Annotated in this window: 24 protein-coding genes; 10 read left to right on the top strand and 14 right to left on the bottom strand. The window is 50.5% G+C overall.

The features are described from left to right. Nucleotides 1–2: 2 nt before the first annotated feature. From G9409_RS07940 to G9409_RS07930, 3 genes are all read left to right on the top strand, one after another. Complete coding sequence (locus tag G9409_RS07940; RefSeq protein WP_166808252.1) at nucleotides 3–299, top strand: hypothetical protein; 297 nt, start codon at nucleotides 3–5, stop codon at nucleotides 297–299. Between the two features lie 74 nt (nucleotides 300–373). Then, a complete protein-coding gene (locus tag G9409_RS07935; RefSeq protein WP_166808251.1) occupies nucleotides 374–1,348 on the top strand; it encodes a polyprenyl synthetase family protein in 975 nt (324 codons plus the stop codon). Nucleotides 1,349–1,412: 64 nt separating this feature from the next. After that, nucleotides 1,413–2,147: a PASTA domain-containing protein gene (locus G9409_RS07930; protein WP_166808250.1), complete on the top strand. Its 735-nt coding sequence runs from the start codon at nucleotides 1,413–1,415 to the stop codon at nucleotides 2,145–2,147. A 93-nt stretch (nucleotides 2,148–2,240) separates the two neighbouring features. Here the strand turns inward: G9409_RS07930 and G9409_RS07925 are convergent, their stop codons facing one another. The 8 genes from G9409_RS07925 to folD all read right to left on the bottom strand — a co-directional run bounded on the left by G9409_RS07925 (nucleotide 2,241) and on the right by folD (nucleotide 9,409). Next, nucleotides 2,241–2,402, bottom strand: a complete 162-nt coding sequence (locus tag G9409_RS07925) for a hypothetical protein (protein ID WP_144277108.1) — start codon at nucleotides 2,400–2,402, stop codon at nucleotides 2,241–2,243. A gap of 80 nt (nucleotides 2,403–2,482) precedes the next feature. After that, nucleotides 2,483–2,725, bottom strand: a complete 243-nt coding sequence (locus tag G9409_RS07920) for a DUF2934 domain-containing protein (RefSeq protein WP_208019684.1) — start codon at nucleotides 2,723–2,725, stop codon at nucleotides 2,483–2,485. 146 nt (nucleotides 2,726–2,871) lie between these two features. Next, nucleotides 2,872–3,903: an ABC transporter permease gene (locus G9409_RS07915; protein WP_166808248.1), complete on the bottom strand. Its 1,032-nt coding sequence runs from the start codon at nucleotides 3,901–3,903 to the stop codon at nucleotides 2,872–2,874. 13 nt (nucleotides 3,904–3,916) lie between these two features. Beyond that, nucleotides 3,917–5,458 (bottom strand): ABC transporter ATP-binding protein, encoded by a 1,542-nt coding sequence (locus G9409_RS07910; RefSeq protein WP_166808247.1) that lies wholly within the window; start codon nucleotides 5,456–5,458, stop codon nucleotides 3,917–3,919. 22 nt (nucleotides 5,459–5,480) lie between these two features. Continuing rightward, nucleotides 5,481–6,437 carry an alcohol dehydrogenase catalytic domain-containing protein gene (locus G9409_RS07905; protein WP_166808246.1) on the bottom strand — a complete coding sequence of 319 codons (957 nt, stop codon included), beginning with the start codon at nucleotides 6,435–6,437 and terminating at the stop codon, nucleotides 5,481–5,483. Between the two features lie 47 nt (nucleotides 6,438–6,484). Beyond that, nucleotides 6,485–6,826, bottom strand: coding sequence for a phage holin family protein (locus G9409_RS07900; protein WP_166808245.1), 342 nt, complete (start codon nucleotides 6,824–6,826; stop codon nucleotides 6,485–6,487). 321 nt (nucleotides 6,827–7,147) lie between these two features. Next, on the bottom strand, nucleotides 7,148–8,515 hold the full coding sequence (gene radA, locus G9409_RS07895; protein WP_166808244.1) for a DNA repair protein RadA: 1,368 nt from the start codon (nucleotides 8,513–8,515) through the stop codon (nucleotides 7,148–7,150). A gap of 6 nt (nucleotides 8,516–8,521) precedes the next feature. Further along, nucleotides 8,522–9,409: a bifunctional methylenetetrahydrofolate dehydrogenase/methenyltetrahydrofolate cyclohydrolase FolD gene (folD, locus tag G9409_RS07890; RefSeq protein WP_166808243.1), complete on the bottom strand. Its 888-nt coding sequence runs from the start codon at nucleotides 9,407–9,409 to the stop codon at nucleotides 8,522–8,524. Between the two features lie 196 nt (nucleotides 9,410–9,605). Between folD and G9409_RS07885 the strand changes: the two genes are divergently transcribed. The 5 genes from G9409_RS07885 (at nucleotide 9,606) to aroQ (ending at nucleotide 14,285) form a co-directional block, all read left to right on the top strand. Further along, nucleotides 9,606–10,178, top strand: a complete 573-nt coding sequence (locus G9409_RS07885) for a DUF3109 family protein (RefSeq protein ID WP_166808242.1) — start codon at nucleotides 9,606–9,608, stop codon at nucleotides 10,176–10,178. Then, nucleotides 10,178–11,629 carry an RNA polymerase factor sigma-54 gene (gene rpoN, locus G9409_RS07880; RefSeq protein WP_166808241.1) on the top strand — a complete coding sequence of 484 codons (1,452 nt, stop codon included), beginning with the start codon at nucleotides 10,178–10,180 and terminating at the stop codon, nucleotides 11,627–11,629. The genes G9409_RS07885 and rpoN overlap by 1 nt, the downstream gene beginning before the upstream one ends. Before the next feature lie 3 nt (nucleotides 11,630–11,632). Then, complete coding sequence (gene hslV / locus G9409_RS07875) at nucleotides 11,633–12,181, top strand: ATP-dependent protease subunit HslV (protein ID WP_006365862.1); 549 nt, start codon at nucleotides 11,633–11,635, stop codon at nucleotides 12,179–12,181. An 87-nt stretch (nucleotides 12,182–12,268) separates the two neighbouring features. Then, complete coding sequence (gene hslU, locus G9409_RS07870) at nucleotides 12,269–13,747, top strand: ATP-dependent protease ATPase subunit HslU (protein WP_407926793.1); 1,479 nt, start codon at nucleotides 12,269–12,271, stop codon at nucleotides 13,745–13,747. Nucleotides 13,748–13,808: 61 nt separating this feature from the next. Next, entirely contained in the window at nucleotides 13,809–14,285 is a 477-nt protein-coding gene (aroQ, locus tag G9409_RS07865; protein WP_166808240.1) for a type II 3-dehydroquinate dehydratase, read from the top strand. Nucleotides 14,286–14,318: 33 nt separating this feature from the next. Here the strand turns inward: aroQ and G9409_RS07860 are convergent, their stop codons facing one another. The 6 genes from G9409_RS07860 to rlmN all read right to left on the bottom strand — a co-directional run bounded on the left by G9409_RS07860 (nucleotide 14,319) and on the right by rlmN (nucleotide 20,797). Next, complete coding sequence (locus G9409_RS07860) at nucleotides 14,319–15,137, bottom strand: tetratricopeptide repeat protein (RefSeq protein WP_166808239.1); 819 nt, start codon at nucleotides 15,135–15,137, stop codon at nucleotides 14,319–14,321. Between the two features lie 6 nt (nucleotides 15,138–15,143). After that, the gene (locus tag G9409_RS07855; protein WP_166808238.1) at nucleotides 15,144–15,644 is read right to left on the bottom strand and encodes a DoxX family membrane protein; all 501 of its coding nucleotides are present in this window, start codon (nucleotides 15,642–15,644) and stop codon (nucleotides 15,144–15,146) included. Between the two features lie 109 nt (nucleotides 15,645–15,753). Beyond that, the gene (gene priA, locus G9409_RS07850) at nucleotides 15,754–18,186 is read right to left on the bottom strand and encodes a replication restart helicase PriA (RefSeq protein WP_166808237.1); all 2,433 of its coding nucleotides are present in this window, start codon (nucleotides 18,184–18,186) and stop codon (nucleotides 15,754–15,756) included. A 69-nt stretch (nucleotides 18,187–18,255) separates the two neighbouring features. Beyond that, complete coding sequence (gene adk / locus G9409_RS07845) at nucleotides 18,256–18,915, bottom strand: adenylate kinase (RefSeq protein ID WP_166808236.1); 660 nt, start codon at nucleotides 18,913–18,915, stop codon at nucleotides 18,256–18,258. Between the two features lie 10 nt (nucleotides 18,916–18,925). Beyond that, nucleotides 18,926–19,696 (bottom strand): hypothetical protein, encoded by a 771-nt coding sequence (locus tag G9409_RS07840; RefSeq protein ID WP_166808235.1) that lies wholly within the window; start codon nucleotides 19,694–19,696, stop codon nucleotides 18,926–18,928. A gap of 21 nt (nucleotides 19,697–19,717) precedes the next feature. Further along, the gene (rlmN, locus tag G9409_RS07835; RefSeq protein WP_166808234.1) at nucleotides 19,718–20,797 is read right to left on the bottom strand and encodes a 23S rRNA (adenine(2503)-C(2))-methyltransferase RlmN; all 1,080 of its coding nucleotides are present in this window, start codon (nucleotides 20,795–20,797) and stop codon (nucleotides 19,718–19,720) included. 266 nt (nucleotides 20,798–21,063) lie between these two features. On the opposite strand from rlmN, the gene G9409_RS07830 reads away from it, so the two are divergent. Together G9409_RS07830 and G9409_RS07825 are read left to right on the top strand one after the other, a co-directional pair. Next, on the top strand, nucleotides 21,064–22,395 hold the full coding sequence (locus G9409_RS07830) for an alpha/beta hydrolase family protein (protein ID WP_166808233.1): 1,332 nt from the start codon (nucleotides 21,064–21,066) through the stop codon (nucleotides 22,393–22,395). A gap of 94 nt (nucleotides 22,396–22,489) precedes the next feature. After that, complete coding sequence (locus G9409_RS07825) at nucleotides 22,490–24,079, top strand: carboxylesterase/lipase family protein (RefSeq protein ID WP_166808232.1); 1,590 nt, start codon at nucleotides 22,490–22,492, stop codon at nucleotides 24,077–24,079. Nucleotides 24,080–24,171 lie beyond the last annotated feature (92 nt).

Here is a 24,171-nt window from a genome sequence, read left to right as displayed (position 1 = left end):
TTATGCGTGAACATGTAGAGATGTTTCGTGCGGATGCATCAAAACATAGCAACAAAGATGCTTGCAGCCAAGAAAATGTTTATTGCCGTTGCTATGACGCTTTTTTTACTCAACTGCTGCTGTTATTGATGCACGGTCAGCCAGATAGAATTTCAGGGTTATCTCATCGTTATGTATCTTCCCTTCATAACAGTGATGCAGCGGTTACAGCCTCTCTTTTTTTGACAGGAATCATTTTATTAGTGGTGGAAGATTCTTTTAATTTCACGAAAGAAAAGTGTTTACGGCTTTTTTTGTAATACAGCAAACCTGTTCAATGTTTTCAGGAGCTTCCAATCGGGGGAGCTTGTCACGATAAATTTCCGGGGATCTGGTGAATATCAAGGATGTCACGGCATCGGTAAACGATGAAATAGAGATTTTTCAGCAGCGTTATAAAACGGTGCTCTATGCCCAGAATACGCTGGTTGACAAGGTAACCCGCTATGTTCTCAAACAGCAGGGCAAGCAGATTCGTCCGGCACTCGTTCTTCTTTCGGCACAGCTCTGCGGCGGGGTAAATGAGTCGAGCTATCGGGCGGCAATTATGGTCGAACTGCTTCATTCGGCCACCCTTATTCATGATGATGTGGTTGATGGTGCCGAAATGCGGCGCGGCCTGGCATCAATCAATGCCCTTTGGAAAAACAAGATATCCGTACTTATCGGTGATTATCTGCTCTCCCGGGGTCTCCTCTACTCTCTTGAGCACAAGGATTATGGTTTTCTGCATATGGTTTCGGAAGCTGTCCGCCGTATGAGTGAGGGGGAGATTCTTCAGATCCAGAAAACCCGCAGTCTGGATATTTCTGAAGAGGATTATCTTAGTGTGATTTCCGACAAGACGGCCTCTCTTATCTCATCAGCCTGTGCTATGGGAGCGATGAGTTCGACTACTGATGAGAGCGCTATTGCTTCGCTGAAAAGTTATGGAGAGTATCTCGGGCTTGCCTTTCAGATCCGGGATGATCTGCTCGACTATACGGGGGATTCCAAAAAAACCGGTAAAGAGATGGGTATCGATATCAAAGACAAGAAAATTACCCTTCCGCTTATTTATGCACTTTCCCACGCTTCCGAGTCAGAACAGAAGAGCATTCGCTCCATTCTGAAAAGTGCCGGTAAACGGGCATCAAGAAGCGGTGAAGTGGTTGCGTTTGTGAAAAATAAGGGCGGTCTTGTTTATGCGGCAGAAGTTGCTGAAGGGTTAGCCGCAAAAGCAGTTTCCTCCATCACCCATTTTCCTGAGAGCACGGCCAAACGCTCTCTGTTGCAGCTTGTGGATTTTGTTATGAAAAGAGATAATTAGTGCGTCCCCTGTGTCGATGAGCAGTCATGATTGAACATGAAGAGAAATAACCGTTTATAGCGAGATGAAGAAAAAAGTCGGGGTAGTCATTTTACTTGTTTTAGGGGTTATCGGGATATTCGACAAACTGATAATGCCCTTTTATGTTTCACAGGGGAGCGTTCGGGTTGTTCCTGATGTTACTGAAATGCCCTATGAGGATGCCGTGCGAAAACTTCGGCATGCAGGGTTTGAGGCAAAGAAAAGCTACTATGTCAAATATCTCAGCGGTATTGATTCCAATGTAGTGATCTCCCAGATGCCGGAAGCCGGCCTTGAAGTTAAGCCGGGACGCAATGTCTATCTGGTACTCAACCGGCGTGACAAGCCGACGTTTCCGATGCCTGATTTTCAGGGGCGTCCCGAATTCGATGCCCGGCAGGCAGCCGCCCGGATGGAGTTGACACTTGAAGGCGTTCAGATGAGTCCCGTAACCAATCCGGAAGATGATGGAAAAGTACTCAGTCAGTCAGTTCCCCCGCAGACTGTGGTGAGTTCCGGCTCTGCTCTCTCTCTTATCATCGGCAGATATCAGGAGTCCTCTGAAGGCCTGAGAAAGGTTGTTGTTCCCGATGTGCTTGGAATGTCTCTGTCGCAGGCAAGCCAGGTTATCACCGAAGCGGGTCTTAATTCAGGAAAGATCATTACCGAATATTCTGCCATTCTGGTACCCAATACCGTCATCAGCCAGAAGCCGGCTGTCGGTTCCTATGTTTCACCCGGTCAGCAGGTTGAGCTGACGGTGGTCACCGCAGAATAGGGGGGCACTCACGACAATTACGTGCGGTGCTAACCGTTGTGTATTCCGGGAGGGTCTGGATGCCGTTTGTTGTGTACAGCCGGAAGAGGAGTATTATTTGTAGTTGGCTTTTTTATACTCATCTCGAAGATCCTTGATGCCGGTTGTCCGGTCATTTCCGTCGCTGATGAAGCCGAAGTACTCAAGGATGATGCGGATCACCAGCCAGATACCGGCGAAGAGAAGGGAGAGGGAGTCGAAAATATTTTTTAGCATAGATGTTATGTGCTCGCAGTATAAAAAAGGCCACTCTTCAGGAATGGCCTTTTTGCTTCAATCATTCAAATTGGTTTTTCTCAGTCCGTAAGCGAATCTTCAGCTTCGAACCAGTCATCGTTATGGGAACCGTGCTGTTTTCCTTTTTGTTCCCATCGATAGTAAGCCGCGAGTCGTACCTGCTCCTCGCGTTGTTCCTGTGAAAGGCCCGCTACTGCTTTTCCGGGTTTTTTTGCAGTGGCAGAAGGCGCCTTTTTTGCTCCTGCGGGTTTTTTAACCGGAGCTTTCTCTGTTCCCTCTTTTTCTACGATTTTTTTTGCCATTGTTTTCGTCTCTTTTATTATATGGTTCACCGTGATCCCATCTTTATTGAATAAAGATAAAAAATATTCCTGTTACCGGGTGGTTTGCAAGAAAATTTTTATCTCCCCATCTCTTTTCTGTGCAAATATCCGGCACGCTTTGCTGTTTATCTGTTCATCAACTGTTTTTCGAGAGCGCTGAAGGAGATGACAAGCAGAATGGTCATGGCCTCGATGATCATGAAGATATCCTTCGGTACCCAGGCATTGACCGTCAGCCCGCCATATTCAAGAGAACTGAAAAAGAGTGCTGTGCAGATTATCCATACAGGGTTAGCTCCTGCAAGAAGTGCTACGGCAATGCCGGTAAATCCGATCCCTCCGGTCATTCCGCTTTCATAGTAATGTTTGTAGCCAAGAATGATATTCGCAGCGCCAAGCCCGGCTACAGCACCTCCTGTGGTCATTGCAATGAGTGTATGCATGCCGGCATTGATTCCTGCATGCCGGGCGGCTTCCGGCTGAAGACCGGCAGCACGCATCTCATAGCCGAACCTTGTTCTGAAAAGGATGATCTGAAAGAGCAGTGCAGCCGCAATGGAGAAGAGCAAAGAGAGGTTTGCCGGTGAGTTGGCAAACCAGCCGGTAAGGCTCTCAATTGATGGAATGCCGGCAGCAGCACGTATCGGTGCGGTATGAACCGTGGAGGGGAGTGCGAAATGCCAGGTCAGCAGGTATCCGGTTATGCCCTGGGCGATAAAATTAAGCATAATGGTTGCGATGACCTCATTGACACCGAACTGCACTTTGAGCACTCCGGCAAGGAGCCCCCAGCAGCCTCCGGCAGCCATTGCCGAAAGGATACAGAGTGCAATGGCAAGAGCGGGAGAGAGTGTTTCCGGGATGAGTGATCCGGTTATAGCCGCAGCAAATGCGCCCATCAGAAGCTGACCTTCAGCACCGATGTTGAACAGGCGTAACTTGAATGGAATCGCGACCGCCAGCCCTGAGAGGATGAGCGTTGTCAATCTGAACACTACCTGCCCGGTGCCGTATGAAGAGCCGATCGTGGAGCGCACCATTTTGCTGAAAATCATGACAGGATCCTGACCGCTCAACGAAATAAAGAGGGTGCTGAAGAGGAGAGCTGAAAGAATGGCGAGAGCGGGAGTGACAAGCTGTCCGGTCTTTTTTTTCATAATCGGAGGTGTATCAGGTGATATGAAGGCCGATCTCTTTGATGAACTCATGCTCATCTGCCCGTTTTAATGCGACTTCATCCCGGCTGAATTCGTGGCGGATCGATCCCTTGAAGAGGCACCCGACCCGAGTTGCAAGTGCAACGATCTCTTCCAGTTCGGATGAGAGCAAGAGGATTGCCACTCCTTGCAGGCGGGCATCTATGATCTTTTTATGGATCATTTCAATAGCTCCGATATCAACGCCGCGTGTAGGGTGGGCAAGTATCAGGAGCGATATTCCTGGTCGATTGAACTCTCTTGCCACAACGACCTTCTGCTGGTTGCCTCCCGAGAGTGCGCTGATGGGCTGGAGCTCCGGGGAGATGCACCGGATATCATACTCCTTTATCATCATCCGGTTGTGGCTTTTTATTGCTGCATCATCAAACCCCGCACCCTTGTGAAAAGAGCGCTCCTGATGGCGTCCGAAGATCAGGTTGGACGAGACAGGGTAGTCAAGAATGATCCCCTCTCCCAGGCGGTTTTCGGGAATATGGGAAACCCCCATGCGGGTTATTTCCCGAGGGGTTTTTCCAATCAGCGAGCATCCCCTGAGCGTTGCTTCGCCGGAGAGTGTGCTGCCTGCCGGAGCAAGACCCCGGAGTGCCTGCAACAGTTCACGCTGACCATTGCCTTCTACTCCGGCGATAGCGTAGATTTCACCGGCCGACAGGTCAAGCGAGAGATGATCAAGCATTTTTTCACCATTCGGGGTGATGAATCCGAGATTTCTCAGCGAGAGCAGGGTTTTACCAGGTTGTGAGGGAGGATTATCGACCTTGAGGAGCACGCTTCGACCCACCATCATTCTTGCCAGTTCCGGTTTTGTTGCCGAGGCAGCCTTGAGGGTGCCGATGAGCTCTCCTTTTCGCATTACGCTTACGGTGTCGGCGACGGCAAGGACTTCATCGAGCTTATGGGTAATGAGCAGTATGGTTTTCCCCTTGTCGCGCATTGAGCGGAGTGTCGTGAAAAACTGTTCTGTTTCCGATGGTGTGAGCACTGCTGTCGGTTCATCGAAGATCATGATGGAGGCATTGCGGAAGAGCAGTTTGAGAATTTCAACCCGCTGCTGTCGGCCGACACTGAGCTGCGCAACCTTTTCGTCAGGGTTTATGCCAAGCCCGAAAGCTTCAGCATCTTTCTCGATTCGCGCTCTGATTCTTTTCAGAGGAATGCGACTGAATAGCCGGCACTCTTCATTGCCGAGCATGATGTTTTCTGCAACCGTCAGTTCCGGTATCAGCATAAAGTGCTGGTGAACCATCCCGATGCCGGCATCAATTGCTTCGCGGGGAGAGGAGAATCTGACTGCTTTTCCCTTGATGGCAATCTCGCCCGATGTGGGACGCAGGATGCCGTAGATGATGTTGGTCAGGGTGCTCTTTCCTGCGCCGTTTTCACCGACGAGGGCGTGAATGGTGCCCTCCTCAACAGCCAGGGAGATGTTTTTGTTTGCGGCAAAGGTGCCGAACTTTTTTGTTACTCCGTTTAACCGGATTGCCACACCCATAGTCTCTGGTGATATTCAGTGGTTATACCCAGCTCAGAACGGTTTTGACGGACTCCTTGCTGTCAAGCGCCCTGCGGTAGGCCAGTTCAAACTGGGAGACCGGAAAAACATCGGTAAAAAACTTTTCGGCCTCGATTCTGCCCCCTTCAAGCACTGCTGCAGCTGACGATATCTGGTTGAATGTGGTTATGCCGGAAGAGATGATAACGGGTTCCTTATGACAGATAAGACGGTAATCGTAGGCCATGACCTCATAATTACCCATCAGGAGTATCTTTCCCTGCTGTTTCAGCAGACGCATCGCTTTTTCAATCAGGAGTACCCTGCCGGTGGTTTCAATAATGAGATCATAGCGGTTATTGAACTCGGTGGTGAAGTCACTGATATCGAGCGCGATATTTTCGGCATGGGAGAGCTGTCCTCTGATACTGAAGGTTTCAACGGCATCAAAATGGTGAAAACCGAGAAAATTCAGATACTCGGAAACCATAAGCCCTACGGATCCAAGCCCGAGCAGAAGTATTCTTGATGAGTGGGCGAGCTCTACTTTTTCAATGGCACTGATGACATAGCCGAGAACGCCGATGAGCAGATCGCGGTGAATGGGCTGGCGGCCGAGCGCAAAAACGTTGCTTCGGGAAGTGGGAATCATTTCCGCATGACAACCGGCGTAGGGCTCAATTCCTCTCCAGCGGTCACCCTTGAAGGCATAGACAAAATCACCGGGTTTAAGGTCGCTTACACCGGGTCCGGTATTAATCACCTGACCGATGGACTCGCTGCCGGGCATGATCGGGTAGGTGAAGACTCTGCTTGTAACCGGCTTATTGGTCAAAAGCAGCCGGTCATATCCCGGTGTTATGGTGCTTGCAATGGTTTTTATCAGAACATCACCGGGCTGATCGGCAAGGTACGGGGCGTTCTGGAGTTTCATTTTGTTGGCTTTCTGCAAGACAATGGCCTGAACTTCTCCCTGCATAGGTAATAACTGAAATGTTGTGTGGTAACTATGGTTTTCCGGGGCAGTCACAGATTCAAAAGGGAGCTGAGGATCCAGGAGATCAGGCTGATCACCACCGATCCGCCAATTGCCCACCAGAAGCTGTCAATGGTAAAGCCGCCGACAATTGAGGCGGAGAGCTGGAGCAGCAGGGCATTGATAACGAGCAGAAAAAGCCCCAGCGTGAGAATGATAAAGGGGATTGAGAAAAAGACCAGCACCGGCCTCAACAGAGCGTTGACAAGGCCGAGAACAAGGGCTACAAGAATCGCCGCCCCGAAGCTTTTGATGTGAATGCCTTCAAGCAGATGCGCGGTAGCGTAGACCGCCAGGGCATTGATCAGCCATTGTATCAGTATGCTCATCATGGTTTATCTCCCTGTTAATGTTCACCGGTCAGTCTGGAGTTCAATGTACAAAAGTAACAAGAGTTGACAATATAGATGCACGAAACAAGGCTGTTATGTAATCATTGTGATTTGCAGGAATAATGCTCACCCTGATGTCATCCCGATTCCCTCCGATGTCATCCCGAATTGAAAGGAGGGATCTCTCTCTTCTTGAAAATCAGATCCCTCTCTTCGTTCGGGATGACACACCCGGAAGAAAATGGTTTTAATTGCCGGGCTGGAGCCCGGCGTTCCCAGTGGTATCAGCGTTCCCGGGGTATCGGTGCTCCCCTCGAGGTTTCAGATGTCGAGTCTGTCGAGCGCCTCATGAAGTGTGGTGCATCCCGAGATGGTGATCGGCAGTTTCCGGAGTGATGGTTTCAGTTCACGGGTGTTTGCTTCGGGCAGCACGATACGTTTAAAGCCGAGGTGAGCGGCCTCCCTGATGCGCCGTTCACTGTCGCTGATTGCCCGAAGCTCGCCTGCAAGACCGATTTCACCGCAGCATACCGTTGCAGGATCAACCGGACGGTTCATGAGCCCGGAGGCAACAGCGGCAGCAATAGCGAGATCTGCCGCCGGTTCAGCGAGCTTGAGTCCTCCGGCAATTTTAACAAAGACATCCTGGCCCCATGTTTCGATGCTCAATCTTTTTTCAAGCACAGCGAGGATAATCGACATCCGCTTCAAATCAAACCCTGTGCTGATGCGCTGGGGCATGGAGTAGTTGCTTTTGGTCACAAGGGCCTGCACCTCAACAAGAAGGGCCCTTGATCCTTCAATAGCGGCAAGGACAGCATTTCCGGGCACATCGGCCCGACGTCCGGAAATAAAGAACTCGGAGGGGTTGCTGACCTCCTCAAGACCGCTCTCATCCATGCGGAAGACGCCGATTTCGTTTGTTGAGCCGAACCGGTTTTTTACCGACCGGACAATCCGGTAACGCTGGTACCCTTCACCTTCAAACTGAAGAACCGTATCAACCATATGCTCAAGCGCTTTCGGCCCGGCAAGCGCACCCTCCTTGGTGATATGGCCGATAATCATGAGGATGACATTCTGCTGTTTTGCTGCCCGGATCAGCATTGCAGCGCACTCCCTGATCTGGGTTATCGTTCCCGCAGAGCTCTGGTATTCACCTGAATAGATGGTCTGGATAGAGTCGATAATGACCAGAGCAGGTTTTTCCCGCTCAATGATCTCAAGAATCCGCTCAAGGTTCACTTCCGGGATGAGCCAGAGGTTATCCGCCCTGATGGAGAGCCTTTCGGCACGTTCACGAATCTGGTTCGGTGACTCTTCGCCGGAGATATAGAGCACTTTTGCCGGGGCAAGGCGCGGGGCGAGCTGCAGCATGAGGGTTGATTTTCCGATGCCCGGTTCACCCCCTACAAGAACAGCGGAGGCCTGCATGAGTCCTCCGCCGAGCACCCGGTCAAGTTCACCGATACCGGTCAGGGTACGACGGAACTCAGAAGCGTTGGCTTCATGGAGGTTTTGCAGCACCGGCAACCCGTTGGAGGAGCTCTCCCGACGGGTTTTCTCTGCCGGTTCAAGGCGGGTCTCCTGGAGGGTTCCCCAGCTCTGGCATTCAAAACATTTCCCCTGATATTTCAGCGAAACGGCGCCGCAGTTTGAGCAGACGTATCTGGTTGCTGTTCTGGCCATGGATTGTCAGAGGTCGTGGATACGCTGGAAGGAGTGGAGCGTATTTTTCAGCAGCATGGCTATGGTCATGGGACCGACTCCTCCGGGAACAGGGGTCATGGCGGAAGCAATGGCAGAAACGCCCTCAAAATCAACATCACCGACCAGACGGTAACCGCTTTTGGTCGCAGGGTCTTCGATGCGGTTGATACCGACGTCTATGACCACTGCGCCCGGTTTAACCATATCAGCTGTGATAAATCCTGCTTTGCCGATAGCTGCGATGAGAATATCAGCCTGAAGGGTGTAGTGGGGAATATTTTTTGTGGCGGAGTGGCAGATCGTGACGGTACAGTTTGTGGCATCAAGCTTCTGCAGCATGAGATTTGCCATAGGTTTTCCGACAATATTGCTCCGACCTACCACGACACAATGTTTGCCTCTGGTTTCGATATTGTAGCGCCCGAGCAGTTCAAGGATTCCATAGGGGGTACAGCTTACAAAACATTTGTCGAGCTCTCCCATGACAAGGCGGCCGAGGTTTTCAGGGTGAAAACCGTCAACATCCTTCTTCGGGTCAATGGCGATCGTAACGGCAAATTCGTCAATCTGTTTCGGCAGAGGCTGCTGAACCAGAATGCCGTGTACCGCCGGATCATGATTCAACTCCTGAATCTTTTCAAGCAGTTCAGCCTGGGTTGTGTCGGAGGGCATTTCAATCACGGTCGAAAACATGCCGATCTCTTTGCATGTTTTGGCTTTATTGCGTACATAAACCTGCGAGGCAGGATCATGGCCGACAATAATGACGGTCAAGCCGGGTACCTTGCCGGTAGCTTTTCTGTAGGTTTCAACTCCGGCTTTCAGTTCCTCTTTCAGGTCGAGAGAGACCTTTTTTCCATCAATAATGAGCATGGTCGTTTGGCTTTGTTGTGTCTGTTCTTTTGTCGGTGAACGCGTTGTTCCGCCTGTGAAAGCATATAGCTATGAAAAATTCAGCGAAGCCGCAAGCAGGAAAAGCAGAGAGTGGCGGGGGATGCGTGCAAAAAGAGGAGGAATTTGCAGTTAAATTACATCCATGTGTATATAATACAATCAATTATAGATAGTTATGTCTCTGGTTTCAATCGGTGATGTTCTTGTTGACAGGGAGCTCTTGCAGGCTTTTTTTTCCTGCGATCTTCATGAGTGTAAAGGAAAATGTTGTGTTGAGGGGGAGCTCGGAGCTCCATTAACTGATGCGGAGGCAGAGGCACTTCTCCACGCACCGGAAGAGCTGTTGAGGATGATTCCGGAAAAAAACCTGAAGTATCTGAGGCGGCATGGTTCGGTTGAGATCTATCAGGGCCGGCCCTACAGCAGAACCATTCAGAACCGGGAGTGCGTCTTCAGCTCCGTTCGTGACGGTATAACATTTTGCGCCATTGAAATCGCATTTCGCGATGGTCTGTGTGATTTTGATAAACCACTCTCCTGCCGATTGTTTCCGATAAGGGTGAGAAAAAAGTTCGGTTTGGATTATCTTGTCTATGAACAGCATGCAATGTGCCGCTCTGCCCGCAAGGCAGGCGGAGAGCTTCGGATTCAACTTATTGATTATGTGTATAAAGCTCTTGAGATACGCTACGGATCTGACTGGGTCAGGAGTTTGAAACTATTCGTCGATACATCTTCCTTAAGGTAATGCCGGAAATCAGGCTTCAACAAAAACAAACCACCCTTCTTTCTGCCCAGCAGATTTTAAGCAGTCAGCTTCTCCAGCTGCCGTTGTTGAACCTTGAAGAGCGGATTTTTGAAGAGTTGCAGGAGAACCCTCTTCTTGAACTTGTTGAAGAACGAAAGGATATTGCCGGTGACCTGCCTGACGTGCCAGACACCCATGATGATGAGGAGATGTTTGACTCCGAGGAGCGGTTCAGAAAAAGTTCACTTAAAGAGCGAAATGATCCTCCGCTGCCGGGTGAAGCCGCCGAAGGCAGGCTGAATTTTACCCATGAGAGTGCGCCAAAGGACCGTTTTTTTCAGGCGGTTCAGCATGACAGTTTTTATGAACAGCTTCTCCGCCAGCTTGCTCTCCATGAAGATGTCGGGCCCAGAGAGGGTAAAATTGCGCTTGAGATTCTCGGCAATCTTGATGGTGATGGCTATTTTACCGATGGTTTTGAGGTTATTATTGAGAGCCTCCAGCTTGAAGGGATAGAGGTTCGTAAAAGCGAACTGGAATTGATGCTTCGCAAAATCCAGTTTCTTGATCCACCCGGTATTGCCGCCAGGGATCTTCGCGAAAGACTTCTTGTTCAGATTGAATTCTTCAGAACCCGGTATGAACCGGCTACCTATGAGATGGCCCGCAGGATCCTCTCCGGCCATTATGATGATTTTCTTCATCGCCGTTATGCAAAACTGCTGAAAAAACTCGATGAGCCCGCTGAACGCGTAGAGTCGGCAATCTCCGCTATTGCCGCTCTTGATCCTCATCCGGGAGTTTTTCATGATGAGGGCGGCCATTATATTACGCCCGATTTTCTGGTGACTTATGAAAATGGAGAGCTGACCGCGGTGCTCAATGACCGGAGTGCGCTCTCTGTCAGGATCACCGACCGCTATCAGGATTTGCTCAAGAACAGGCAGAGCCTGAAAGAGGATAAAAAGTTTATCCGCCAGAATCTCAATCGAGCCAAAGAGTTTACCAGTGCCATTGAGACCCGGCGTCAGACCCTGCTGAAGGTTATTGAAGCGCTCATGCACCGGCAGTATGCTTTTTTTATCTCCGGGCCGGAGCAGCTTGTGCCTCTGGGTATGAAAATAATTGCAGCGGATACCGGGCTTGATATATCGACTATCAGCAGGGCCGTTAACGGCAAGTATGTACAGACCTCGTTTGGCGTTTTTGAGCTGAAGTACTTTTTCAGCGCAGGTCTCTCAACCGATGAGGGAGACGATCTGTCGAACAAGATCATCCGGCAATACATTGCTGAAATGGTCGAGAGTGAAGATCACAATAATCCGATGAGTGATGACGCTATGACGGAGTTGTTGATGAAAAGAGGGGTGCATATTGCGAGAAGAACGGTTGCAAAATACCGTGAACAAATGCAAATTCCAGTGGCCAGATTAAGGAAAAAAATATTTTAATTGATGAAAAACAACGAGAAGCCCATCATCCGTTCAACAACGGTGATCGGCGTATTGAGAGATGGCAAGGCGGCGCTTGGAAGTGATGGTCAGATGACGCTTGGCAACACCGTCATCAAGCACTCGACACGCAAAATCAGGAGGTTGTATCAGGGGAAGCTGATAGCAGGGTTTGCCGGTGCAACGGCTGATGCGGTAACCCTTCTTGACCGGTTTGAGGAGAAGCTTGAGGCCTATAACGGAAAGCTTGATCGTGCTGCCGTGGAGCTTGCCAAAGAGTGGAGAACCGACAAGTATCTCCGCCGTCTTGAGGCTATGCTTGCTATTGTCAGCAGTGACAAGGCGCTTATCATTTCAGGAACGGGTGATGTCATAGAGCCAGAGGACGGCATTGTCGCTATCGGAAGCGGGAGCATGTATGCGCTCTCTGCCGCGCGTGCGCTCATGAAGCACTCATCGCTTTCGGCCAGGGATATCGTTCAGGAAAGTTTGAAGATCGCATCCGATATCTGTATCTATACCAACGATCACATTATTGTGGAAGAGGTATGATTGTCCGGTTGTTTCTCCTGTGTTCCGGATCCCTTGTTGTGTGAAATTCCGGGTGGTAATTACAATTTTTTCTGCATTGAAATGACTATGAACAGTAAGGTGAATGTTTTTGCTCTGCCTGAAGGAAACGGGGGGAGAAAAAGTTCTATTGCGGAGCATAATCTGACCCCGAACCAGATTGTTGCGCTTCTTGACAAATATATTATCGGCCAGAAGGATGCAAAGAAATCGGTGGCCATAGCGCTCCGTAACAGGCTTCGCCGTCAGAATGTGAGTGATGAGCTTCGTGATGAGATCATGCCGAACAACATTATCATGATCGGGCCTACCGGTGTAGGAAAAACCGAGATTGCACGCCGCCTCGCCAAACTTGCCAAAGCGCCGTTCGTCAAGGTTGAGGCGTCGAAGTTTACTGAAGTTGGTTATGTCGGGCGTGACGTCGAGTCGATGATTCGTGATCTTGTTGATCAGAGTGTGGCTATGGTCAGAAGCGAGAAGTCTGAAGAGGTTCGTGAAAAGGCAGCACTGCTTGTTGAAGAGCGTCTGCTCGATATTCTTCTTCCTCCTGTAGCGCAATCACAGGACTCACTTGATGATGACGCTGACACGGAAGGGGAGGCTCTGCTCTCTCTCTCCACGGAAGAGGGTGATCCGTCAGTGGAGGCAAACCGCCGCAGCCGCCGGAAAATGCTGGAGAGGCTGCGCAGCGGCAAACTTGAGGATCGCCAGATCGAGATGGATATCTCCAGTGACTCTTCGGGTGGCGGTATGATGCAGATTTTCGGCCCTCTCGGCCAGATGGAGGAGATCGGCGGCATGATGCAGGACCTTATGAGCGGGCTGCCTCGCAAGCGAAAAAAGAGACGCGTCTCGATAGCCGAAGCCCGTAAACTGCTCGAACAGGAGGAGGTGCAGAAGCTTATTGATATGGAGAGTGTCGTCAAGGAGGCCATCAACAAGGTAGAGCAGTCAGGAATTGTCTTTATCGATGAAATTGATAAAATCGCAGCGCCATCCACCGGTGCAGGCGGCAAGGGGCCGGATGTCAGCAGGGAGGGTGTTCAGCGCGATCTGTTGCCGATTGTCGAGGGTTCAAATGTTGCAACAAAGCATGGTATGGTCAAGACCGACCATGTGCTCTTTATTGCTTCCGGAGCCTTTCATGTAGCCAAGCCTTCCGATCTTATCCCAGAGCTTCAGGGGCGTTTCCCGATCAGGGTGGAGTTGAAAAGCCTCACAGAGGAGGACTTTTTCCTTATTCTTACCCAGCCGAAAAATGCACTTATCAAGCAGTATACCGCTCTTCTTGCCACTGAAGGGGTGGAGTTGAGCTTCAGTGAGGGTGCAATCCGTGAAATTGCCAGAATTGCGGCAAAAGTCAATGAGAGTGTCGAGAATATCGGAGCAAGGCGTCTTCATACCATTCTGACCAATCTTCTTGAGGAGCTGATGTTCAACATTCCGGAAAATGTATCCGATGAAAAGATTGAGATTGATGAAGCAATGGTCAAGGAAAAACTGAACCATGTTGTCGCCGACAGGGACCTCAGTCAATACATACTCTAACCATCGTTTTTTTTAACAGCCGGCTCCTGCCTCTCTGCAGGGGCCTCCAGAAGCCATAACCATGAGCGGGAATTCCATCCTTGTGCTTAACGGTCCGAATCTTTCACGACTCGGCAAACGCGAACCGGAAATTTACGGCCATCAGACACTCGACGATATCAATCGCGGTGTTGCTGAAAGCTTTCCTGACATTCGCTTTGATTTTTTCCAGTCCGAGGAGGAGGGGCAGCTGCTTGAAAAACTCTTTGAGTGCGAGGATCGGGGCGGCTTTATCGGGGTCATACTTAATGCAGGAGCCTTTACACACTACTCAATAGCATTGCGTGATGCTATCAGTGCGGTCGGCCTTCCTGTTGTTGAGGTTCATCTCTCCAATATCTTCGCTCGTGAGGAGTTCCGCCGTTCATCGGTGATTTCGGAAGTTTGCATGGGAGTAATCAGCGGGTTCGGGGCGAACAGCTACCACCTTGGCGTCCGCTCTCTGCTTGGCATTACCCCCAGGAAGAAGAGAATAACCGTAGCGGTAAACGGGGACTGAGCTGCTCTTATGAGGGAGGTGAGACTCCCTCTCTCACTCTTCGGAATATTTTTTCAGCAGCACGCGCATCTCCTCGATTCGCCTCCGGTCACTTGGCATGATCACCGGTTTGTTGAGCGCAGTTTTCATGAGTCTCAGAGCTTCAGCCCTGTTGTTTTGATCAAGCTCGATCAGGGCAAGTTCATGATAGTTGCGGATAATTCTTGAGTCAATGCTGATCGCTTTCCTGAACGCTTTTTCTGCGAGATCATAATTGCCTTTCGGCATCTCGCCGATGAAGGCATTGCCCACCATCCTTTTAAACCAACTGATTTTAGCCGCTTCACGATAATAGGATCCGAGAATCGAGAGCGCCGTCTCATCATTGGGGTTTAATCGCAGGGCACTGTCAATCGCCCTTTTTATCTCTTTTGCCCGGTTCAGTTTTTCATTTGAGCCTGCTTTGTCCGCCATGATTCCCAGTGCAGCGGCATACCAGGAGTGCCCTTTTGCGATGGTGCTGTCGATGGCGATACAGGTTTTTGCATACTCCAGGGCTTTACGGTAGTAGCGCAGCCGTTCATCCTTTTTATTGCGATCGACCGATTCACCAAGGCTTACATGCAGCCTTGCGAGTTTCCAGTAGAGATCGGCATTTCTCGGGTTACGGTGCAGTTCAGCAGTGTAGATTGAATCGGCAGTCGGATAGTTCATGTTCCAGAATGCCTTGTCAGCCAGTTCAACCGGTGATTCGCTGCGTTCTGCTGCTATGGTTGATACCGGCATGAACGAGAAGAGCGCTGAAAGTGCAAGGAGAAGAAGGGGTGAATTCCGGCGGTGGCAGAGTCGTCGAAGTTTCGGGGTATTGGTCATGGTGCTTTATTTAAACCAGATTGCAGCAGGGTATTTATTGTGCAGAATCCTGTCAAGTCCCAGCCAATGGCCTGAAGGAGAGATTATCATAAGGAGTGCATAGAGCATGAATGGCGGAAGGGTAAGGTTGTAATAACCACCGGCAGCAAAATTCACTACCAGAAAGAGTGCAAACGCCGCATTGGCTCTGACGGCAATGCCGAATATGAGCCCGATACCGATGATCAGCTCTCCAACGGTAACAATCCATGCAATCGGAAATGCCAGCGGAATGGCAAACTGCTGAAGGTAGAGTGCCTGGAACGATTCAGCCGGCAGTTCGGCAAGCCTTTTGAGAAAATAGAACTGCATGAGGTCGCTCCAGAGCCATCCTTTCACAAGTTTGTGCCAGAATCCGTAAAGAAAGAAGAGGGCGAAGAGATACCGGCCGGAAAGAAAAAGAATAACCCCCGCAGTTTTAAGCGGATAGTGTTTGAAATAATCCCTTTTCCACTCAAACCTCTTCATGAGCAGATGCTATGAGTTTCGTTGATCCTTGCTGTTGACTGTGCTGAATATAAATATATTTTACTTTAACGGGTACGAAAGGAGAAGGGGACTTTTTTTTCGTAAACCGCTACATGAGGTTCTGCGGATCGACATCAACAATAAAAGAGAGTGCCGCACTGCGAAAGCGGGAGATGATATGGTCACTCATCTCTCTGACGAACGCCGCCGAGAGTTTTGCCTCGAACAGCTTTACCAGTACGTGGTATCGAAATCGTCCTTTTATTTTCGCGATTCCAGCGGGGGCTGGTCCGAGAACGGTACCGCTCTCGATCGGGAGATGGGCTGTCAGGGTTTCCTTGCAATAAAGTGCAGCCGATTGCGCCTCCTTTTCATCGGTTGCACTGCACTCGAATTTTATGAGTCGTGACAGCGGGGGGTAGCGGAGTGCCGCTCTTGTTGCACTCTCCTGTTCGAAAAACTTTTCATAACTGCCCTGCAGGAGGGCGGTGAATACGTCACTCTCCTTGTTGTAGACCTGGAGATAGACCTCTCCGGGCGTGGTGGAGCGGCCGGCCCGACCGGCAACCTGTGTGAGCAGTGAGAATGTCCGTTCAGATGCTCTGAAATCCGGAATATTAAGTCCGATATCAGCCATAAGCACTCCGACGAGCGTTACGGCGGGGAAGTCGAGTCCCTTGGCAACCATTTGTGTCCCGAGCAGGATGCGGGCTTTTTGATCATGAAACTCTTTGAGTATCCGTCCATGAGAGCCTTTTCTTGTTGTTGTATCAACATCCATTCTGAGGATTTTTTCTTCCGGGAAGAGCTTTTTCAGCTCCTCCTCAATGCGCTCGGTTCCGCTGCTTTTGAAAAACAGGTCGGTTGACTGGCACTTTTCGCATGACGCCCTGAATTTTACGCGATGACCGCAGTAGTGGCAGCGGAGATGATTCTCGGCTGCATGGTAGACCATCGGGATGTTGCAAAACCGGCAAAGGGGGGTGTGACCGCAGGAGAGGCAGAAGATGCTGCCTGCAAACCCCCTCCTGTTCTGCAGAAGGATAACCTGCTCGTTTTTTTCGAGGCGAAGCTCTATCTGGCGGAAGAGCAGCTCTGATATTGATGATGAGGCTTTCGGACTCTCTTTCATCCAGACAAGCTTGATGAGAGGCATTGCTGCGCCATCAACACGCTCCCTGAGATTGATCAGGCTGTATTTGCCGTTTCGGGCATTATGGTATGATTCAAAAGAGGGGGTTGCCGAACCGAGTACACAGATTGCTTTGCTGAAGAGGGCTCTCATGATTGCCGTATCCCTGGCTTGATAACGGGGGGTTCGATCCTGTTTGTAGGCACCGTCATGCTCTTCATCTACAATGATGGCTCCGAGGTTTTTAAGTGGAGCAAAAATGGTTGAACGCGCCCCGAGTGCTATTTTGGTTTTTCCCTGCCTGAGGTTGTGCCATGCGTCATATTTTTCCTGATTACTCATCCCGCTGTGCAGTATCGTGATATCATCATGGAAGTGCTGATGGAATCGTCCGGCGGTCTGTGGCGTGAGCGATATTTCCGGCACAAGAACAATGGCGGTTTTGCCTGCGGCAAGGACACTTTTCAGGAACTCGATATAGACAAGGGTTTTTCCGCTTCCTGTCACACCATGCAGAAGGAAGGTGGCATACCGTTTATTGTTCAGGGCAGATTGCAGCGCTTCAAGTGCATGTTTTTGTTCGGCTGTCGGATTTTTGACTGATTGAGGCTCTTCAGCAAATCCGCTCGAAAAATTACTTTTCACCTCAATCTGAACCTTTTCAACCAATCCTTTTTTTACCAGAGCATTGAGAATCTCCCTTGAGCTGCCTATTGTCTCTGCCGGTACACAGGGGTCGGTAATCGATGAGAGCGCAAGGAACGCCTCAAGCTGTTTCGGCGCTCCAGGAAGGCTCTCTTCAGCGCCTTCCGGTATGGTTTCGCTCAGGCGGTAAGCTGTTTGCCGTTTCGGTTGTGTGGAGGTGAACTTTTTGGTGAGTCTCAGATGTCCGCCGCGTTCAAGCTCCGAGAGGGTCCGGTAGAGCTGTTTTTTGCCGAGCCGCCGCTGAAGCTGAAGAATAGTCAACCGTTTTTCCCTGATCATCAGTTGCATGATTGAGCGCCGCAACGTTGTGTTGATGACCCGCCTGTTTTCAGCCTGAAGGGAAAAGTCGGTGAGTTCCACCATGTCATGAATCGTGGTCCGCACAGCAGCCGGCAGCGCGGCACTGATGGTGTCAATTCTGCGGGAGAGGTAGTAATCAGCCATCCACCCGGTCAGTTTCAGGAGATCTTCACCAAGGAGCGGTTCGCCATCATAGAGCAGATCGATGATCTCTGTTTCGGAGGGTTCAGCCGGATTATCTTCGGCAAGCTCGATGATGTAACCGATTGAGATGGACTCTGCTCCTTTTTTTCGGGCAAGAAGCACCATGCATCCGGCCTGGATCTCCTGCTCCATTGAGGCGGGTACCATTACGGTAAATGGTTCTCCCCTGAACAGTTTTTCTGCGACGATCAGTGCTTGCATGGCGGTTAATGAAAAAAGTCAGTGCCGGGCACTGACTTTTTTTTTATCGGAATACTCTTTCGGGAATGCTCAGCCATTGATCGCTTCGAGAATCCTGTCGCGAATCTCTTCCACTTTTCCGGTTCCCTTGATCCTGTTATATTTCGGCCCCTTTGCGGTGCAGTTCTGTGAAGAGAGGTTCAGATAGTAATTGATCAGCGGCGAGGTCAGTTCATGATAAATTTCAAGGCGTTTTTTAACCGTCTCTTCCTCATCATCCGCCCTCTGCACCAGTGGATCTCCGGTTTCATCATCAATTCCATCTGTTTTCGGCGGATTGAACTGTATGTGGTAGGTTCTTCCTGAAGCCGGATGTACGCGGCGTCCGCTCATCCTTTCGATAATATCACGGTCTTCAACATTGATTTCGACGACATGGTCGATTTTGATCCCGTCACTTCTCAGTGCTTCTGCCTGTGCGATGGTACGGGGAAAGCCGTCAAAAAGGCAGCCATTGGCACAGTCAGCCTCTTTCAGCCGGTCTTTGACCAGTCCGATAATGATCTCATCGGAAACAAGCTGTCCTGCATCCATGATTTTTTTTGCCTGGATACCGAGAGGTGTTCCCGCTTTTACCGCAGCGCGCAGCATATCCCCGGTTGAAATCTGTGGTATACCCAGAGATTTGGAGATAAAGTTTGACTGCGTGCCTTTTCCCGCACCTGGTGCTCCGAGTAGAATTATTATCATCAAACCGTGTTTATATGTTTTTTTTGGTAGTAATGATCGTCACTTTTGGCCGAGAGGCTACTGCCTTGCTTGCTGATGCCGGGGTTTCAGATTGAGCTGAAGAAGAGCCGTTCTCTGCTGCACTGCCTGCCGAATGAGAGGTGTCACCATTTTTTTCGGCTGGCTTGTTAAGCTGTATGGTTTGAACCGGTGCTCTTTTCTTGAATTCGATAGCGGTTGCTTTAGGGCTCCCTTCCGGCTTTTTTTGATGCTGAAGGCGGGCGTTATCAAATATCTGCTGGAATGATGCTGATGGTCCGTTTACATCGACCGAGCGATAGTGATAGTCCTCATCCTTTATCTGCTGATTGCGGAACTCAAAATCAAGTGCTCCAAGCATCATTCGGATAATCCTGCGGCTCTCGCCCAGATCACCTCTCGATTCAATGCGGGTTTCTGCTTTTGCATTGACCGTGGTTATCGGCCGGCCATTGATATCGGTCTCCTCAAACAGACCGAATGTTACATCGATTTTCATGCCGAAAAGAAGCACGGAGGTCACTTCCCCCCGGATGGTGGTCGTGCCGCCGACAGCTGTTTTTTCACTTTTCAGTTCCCAGCCAACCCAGTGATCAATTTTGCCGGAAATAAAATCTCTGACTTCGTCAACAGGTTTGTCGTATCGTCTGACTTTCAGTTCATGAAATACCGGCTTTTCCGACGTGTGTGTTGCATTGCTGGTTAAGCCGTGATACGTTTTGTTGAACTCATTCTGGAAAGGAATTAAATCGATCAAATCCATGGTATTTAAGGCGATTATAGATTATTGCGATTCTGCCATGCCGGTTGTTGCCAGTTGACCGCATGCCGCATTAATTGTCGTACCGTAGCTTTTTCTGACCGTGACATGCAGGCCTGAATCAATGAGGTATTGCTGGAACACCTCTCTGGAGGAGCTGTTTACAGGCTTGAACCTGATATTAATGATAGAATTGTAATCAATCAAATTTATTTTGCATAAAAAGCCGTGAGCAAACCGTGCCAGCAGCTTTGCGTCTTCAAGCGAGTCGTTGATCCCTTTCAGCAGCATATAGACAATCGTGACGGGCATGGCGGTTGCCGAGCTATAGCCGGCAAGTGCTTTACCGAGCTCATTAAGCGGATAGAGCTTTGCTGCGACCGGCATGAGTGACTCCCGTTTCTGCTGTTCGGCAGCATGAAGGGAGACGGCGAGCTTGGTTTTCAATCCTGAAGCGGCCAGTTTCCGTATTTGCGGAATAACACCCACGGTTGAAATGGTTATTTTTTTCTGGGATAGCGTGAAGCTGTAGTTTTTTGTTGTCAGGGTTTCTATCGATTCCAGAATATTGTCGTAGTTCATGAGCGGCTCTCCCATACCCATAAAAACAATATTGGTGATTTTTTTGTCGGGATTTTTCCCGGAAACTATGGCATTGAGAGCATAAACCTGTCCGGCAATCTCTCCGGGTGTAAGATTTCGATGCAGTCCCATTTTTGCTGTTGCACAGAATGTGCACTGAAACGCACACCCTGCCTGCGAGGAGAGGCAAGCGGTCAATCTGTTTTCGGCAGGAATGAGGACGGTTTCAATCAATTCATGATCCGGCAGTTTCAGCAGGATTTTTTCTGTGAGGTTATCCCCGCTCTCTTCGGTACTCTCAAGGTGATCTACAAGCTGAAGATGGCTGATAGAGAAGGTTTCTGCAAGCTTTTGGCGAAGTGTCCGGCTGAGTGTTGTCATCTCCTCAAAACGCTTTGCCTGATGACTGAAAAGCCACTGATGAATCTGTGCTGCCCTGAATGAGGGTTCATCAAGCGATGCAATGGCATGCTGAAGCTCCGGGAAGCTCAGATCAATAATGTTGGGAAGAGCGGTGGTCATGGTCTCCGTTTCATGTTAAGGCAGAGGGTGTAAACGCTTACGGTTACGCTGTATGGATTTCACAGAACGCATGCCTGTGATGCTTCATGCGGAATATATGCTCTTTTGCTTAAACCAGTGCTGATATTGTTATATCTTTACGGTGGATCGCAGACCGCCTTCGGCTGCCCCTTAATCGGGGAGTAACTGCCCTGCAGTAACCCGGAAATATATCTTGTGGTGTGGCTATATATGCAAGGTTCATGTACCTAAAGAAGGAGGGTGAAATGTACGGAAGAGTCTTGAGGGTTGTGATTATGGTGCTCTGCTCTGTTGTTCTGACAACAGGCGGCAGCCGTGCATCCCAGGCAACTGAAAAGAAGAAAAGCTCCGGCACAGAGGCCGTAAACCCCGGAGAGAAGAAGAGCGACTTCGATGCTCATGACCCGACGGTGCGCTACCATTTCAAGGATAATGACATGGACTGGACCTTCGGCTTCCTGCTCGGCAACACGAGCAACCATGGCATGGAGATCGGCGAGGCCTACTACACCGCAAGTCAGATCAAGGACGGGGAGGCGGCCAGTTGGCAGGCGGAGTGGATCAGGATGGCTGACCGGCTTGCGGCAAGAGCGGAAAAGAGCCTGAACAAAGGCCACAAGGTCAGTGCAGCCCGGCAGATGCAGCGGGCTTCCTATTACTACCGTGCGGGCATCATCTCCATGCTGCCCGATGATCCCCGCCTCAACGAGGTTGCCGGCCGCAGCCGCACGCTGCTCCGCAAGGCCGGTGAGTTGATGGATCCGCCATTGGAGTATTTCGAAGTGCCCTTCGAGGGGGTGGTTTTGCCCGGCTATTTCCGCAAGGCTGACAAGAGCGGGAAACCTCGTCCGACGCTCTTCATGGTCGGCGGAGGGGAGACGTTTGCCGAAGATCTATGGTTCCACATTGCCCCCCAGACCTTTGAGCGGGGATACAACTTCGTCGCTGTAGATCTCCCGGGCCAGGGGTTGCTCCCCTGGAAAGGCAAGTATTTCCGGCCAGCCATGAACATTCCCATCTCAGCAGTCATTGACTATGTGCTCAAGCGCACGGAGGTTGATCCCTTGCGGTTTGCGGCCTATGGTATCAGTGGCGGCGGCGGTTTTGTGCCTCAGACTGCCATGCATGATTCCCGTATCAAGGCTGTAGCAGTCACGGCGGCAGTGGTTGATGCCGAAAGGCTGTTCAGCACCATGCCGGTGGCTACCACGACTCCCGGGGTGCTGGAGGGTTTTGCCAGCTTCCATCGTAATGTGGTCAAACTGGTGGCTTTTCGCTGGGGTGTGAAGATGGACAATATTCCCGGTCTGGTTGCGGCCAACAAGGGCTTTACTTTTGATCCGGCAAAGGTTACGGTTCCCACCCTCTTGCTGGTAGGGGCGGGCGAGTATGCCAGCAAGGAGGTCCAGCGCCAGCAGCTGGAATGCATGGCTAAATTGCCCAATTCCAATTCAAAGCTGATTGTTACAGGTTTTGAGGACGGTGCTTCCAGCCACTGCATTGGCGAGAACCGCAGTCTGATGGGGGAGATCCTGTTCGACTGGCTGGATGAGGTTTTCAAGGATACGGGGAGGTAAAATACCGTATCTGCTTGCTTGAAGAGACTACCCTGTGTGGCACAGTGCTTTTCAAATCCGGATATGAGGAGGAGATTCAGGAAGGATAGGAAGTATGGCTTTTCGTAAACTGCTGGCAGTTCTGCTGCTGCACACCGCGTTGCCGCTTCCGGTGAGCGCCGGCGGAATAATCCGTAATGTTATTCAGCTGCATAGCGGACCGATATGCGGAAGAGCAGACGGCGACGTGCGTATCTTCCTGGGGATTCCCTATGCGGCGCCCCCGGTTGGTCCCTTGAGATGGAAGCCTCCGGAGGAGGTTGCTTCGTGGACGCAGGTGAGAAACTGTAAGGGGTTCGGCCCCTCCTGCCCGCAGCCAAATCAGAAGGACAATGGCTCATTCAGCGAGGACTGCCTCTACCTGAATATCTGGACCACGGCAAAAAAACCTGATGAGAAACTGCCGGTTATGGTCTGGATTCATGGCGGAGCCTTTAATTTTGGTTCCGCATCACTGCCGGAGTATAACGGCAGGAATCTTGCCCGAAAAGGGGTGGTGGTCGTGACCATCAATTACCGTCTCGGGCCGCTGGGGTTTCTTGTCCATCCGATGCTCTCAAAGGAATCCCCCCATGGCACCTCGGGCAACTATGGCTTGCTCGACCAGATCGCTGCCCTGAAATGGATACATCGCAATATCGCTGCATTCGGAGGGGATCCAGGGAGGGTAACCCTTTTCGGCCAATCCGCCGGATCCCGATCGGTTTCGCTGCTGTTGATCACTCCGTTGTCAGCAGGGCTTTTTCATCGGGCTATAGCTGAAAGCGGCGGGCCGATTATCGGTTCTGAGTATCTCTCTCCGGCCTTTAACGGTGACATGGCTAATGTGTCGAAAATGGGCCGGCAACTGGCCTCAAAACTTGGCTGCGACAGTGCTCGGGATGTAGTGGCAGCCATGCGCACCAGGTCAGCAGAGGAGATAGTGAAGGCAGCCGATTGCACGACAAGCATATTTGCCGATGGGCTTTTTTTTGCACCGGTATTTGATGGCCGGGTGCTTCCCGAAGATCCGCTGGCAGCATACCGGGGAGGAAAGCAGCATGATGTGCCGCTTATCACCGGCAGTACGCTCAATGAAGGCAATATTTATCTCGCCGATGAAAAAGATTTATCAGTTGAGCGATATGGATCATTCCTGCAATCAAGGTTTGGCGATAATTCCGCGAAAGCCTTTGAGCTCTTCCCTGCGCCAACAGCCGGAGATGTTGCCCCGGCTATTGATAAAATCCTGACGGTAGCAGCAAATTCACAACCGGCAAGGCTCATGGTACGATCCATGGAACAAAAAAAATCCAGGGCATATCTCTACCAGTTCACCCGCCTTCCCGACACGGTGCTTGCGCGAAAACTGGGAGTGCATCATGGTGTTGAACTGGCTTATGTCTTCGGAAATATGGCCGAATCCGGGGGTTACAATCAGACGGACAGGAGGCTTTCCGAAAAGATGATGGCTTACTGGGTCAACTTTGCTGCAACCGGTAATCCCAATGGTCCGGGCCTTCTCGATTGGCCGGCCTACACCACCATAACTGACATCAATCTGGAGTTTTCGGATACCCTGCACATCAACAGAGAGCTGTTCAGGAAAGAGGCTGATTTCATCGATCGGATAAGCAGCATGCGAAGAGCTGCGGCAAAAGAGTGAAAAGAGGGAAGAGGGTTGAACGCAAGGGCGTGATAGAGTGGAAACGGCTGCTCGCAGTGGAGAAAAAATATTTATCGGTCAAAAATTATTCT

The organism is Candidatus Chlorobium masyuteum (genome assembly GCF_011601315.1).
Lineage (GTDB): Bacteria > Bacteroidota > Chlorobiia > Chlorobiales > Chlorobiaceae > Chlorobium > Chlorobium masyuteum.
The sequence above is the reverse complement of the archived record's forward strand: the minus strand, read 5'-3'. Positions and strand labels throughout refer to the sequence as shown.

Bases quoted from the DNA above. Each gene is read 5' to 3' on its own strand.
- rpoN (WP_166808241.1), top strand. From the start codon at position 10,178: ATGCCGGAAATCAGGCTTCAACAAAAACAAACCACCCTTCTTTCTGCC.
- G9409_RS07905 (WP_166808246.1), bottom strand. From the start codon at position 6,437: ATGCAGGGAGAAGTTCAGGCCATTGTCTTGCAGAAAGCCAACAAAATG.
- G9409_RS07920 (WP_208019684.1), bottom strand. From the start codon at position 2,725: ATGGCAAAAAAAATCGTAGAAAAAGAGGGAACAGAGAAAGCTCCGGTT.
- radA (WP_166808244.1), bottom strand. From the start codon at position 8,515: ATGGCCAGAACAGCAACCAGATACGTCTGCTCAAACTGCGGCGCCGTT.
- G9409_RS07885 (WP_166808242.1), top strand. From the start codon at position 9,606: ATGTCTCTGGTTTCAATCGGTGATGTTCTTGTTGACAGGGAGCTCTTG.
- G9409_RS07940 (WP_166808252.1), top strand. From the start codon at position 3: ATGCGTGAACATGTAGAGATGTTTCGTGCGGATGCATCAAAACATAGC.
- G9409_RS07930 (WP_166808250.1), top strand. From the start codon at position 1,413: ATGAAGAAAAAAGTCGGGGTAGTCATTTTACTTGTTTTAGGGGTTATC.
- G9409_RS07910 (WP_166808247.1), bottom strand. From the start codon at position 5,458: ATGGGTGTGGCAATCCGGTTAAACGGAGTAACAAAAAAGTTCGGCACC.
- G9409_RS07825 (WP_166808232.1), top strand. From the start codon at position 22,490: ATGGCTTTTCGTAAACTGCTGGCAGTTCTGCTGCTGCACACCGCGTTG.
- hslU (WP_407926793.1), top strand. From the start codon at position 12,269: ATGAACAGTAAGGTGAATGTTTTTGCTCTGCCTGAAGGAAACGGGGGG.
- G9409_RS07830 (WP_166808233.1), top strand. From the start codon at position 21,064: ATGTACGGAAGAGTCTTGAGGGTTGTGATTATGGTGCTCTGCTCTGTT.
- hslV (WP_006365862.1), top strand. From the start codon at position 11,633: ATGAAAAACAACGAGAAGCCCATCATCCGTTCAACAACGGTGATCGGC.
- G9409_RS07840 (WP_166808235.1), bottom strand. From the start codon at position 19,696: ATGGATTTGATCGATTTAATTCCTTTCCAGAATGAGTTCAACAAAACG.
- G9409_RS07925 (WP_144277108.1), bottom strand. From the start codon at position 2,402: ATGCTAAAAAATATTTTCGACTCCCTCTCCCTTCTCTTCGCCGGTATC.
- G9409_RS07860 (WP_166808239.1), bottom strand. From the start codon at position 15,137: ATGACCAATACCCCGAAACTTCGACGACTCTGCCACCGCCGGAATTCA.
- G9409_RS07915 (WP_166808248.1), bottom strand. From the start codon at position 3,903: ATGAAAAAAAAGACCGGACAGCTTGTCACTCCCGCTCTCGCCATTCTT.
- folD (WP_166808243.1), bottom strand. From the start codon at position 9,409: ATGCTCATTATTGATGGAAAAAAGGTCTCTCTCGACCTGAAAGAGGAA.
- priA (WP_166808237.1), bottom strand. From the start codon at position 18,186: ATGCAAGCACTGATCGTCGCAGAAAAACTGTTCAGGGGAGAACCATTT.
- adk (WP_166808236.1), bottom strand. From the start codon at position 18,915: ATGATAATAATTCTACTCGGAGCACCAGGTGCGGGAAAAGGCACGCAG.
- G9409_RS07855 (WP_166808238.1), bottom strand. From the start codon at position 15,644: ATGAAGAGGTTTGAGTGGAAAAGGGATTATTTCAAACACTATCCGCTT.
- G9409_RS07900 (WP_166808245.1), bottom strand. From the start codon at position 6,826: ATGATGAGCATACTGATACAATGGCTGATCAATGCCCTGGCGGTCTAC.
- rlmN (WP_166808234.1), bottom strand. From the start codon at position 20,797: ATGACCACCGCTCTTCCCAACATTATTGATCTGAGCTTCCCGGAGCTT.
- aroQ (WP_166808240.1), top strand. From the start codon at position 13,809: ATGAGCGGGAATTCCATCCTTGTGCTTAACGGTCCGAATCTTTCACGA.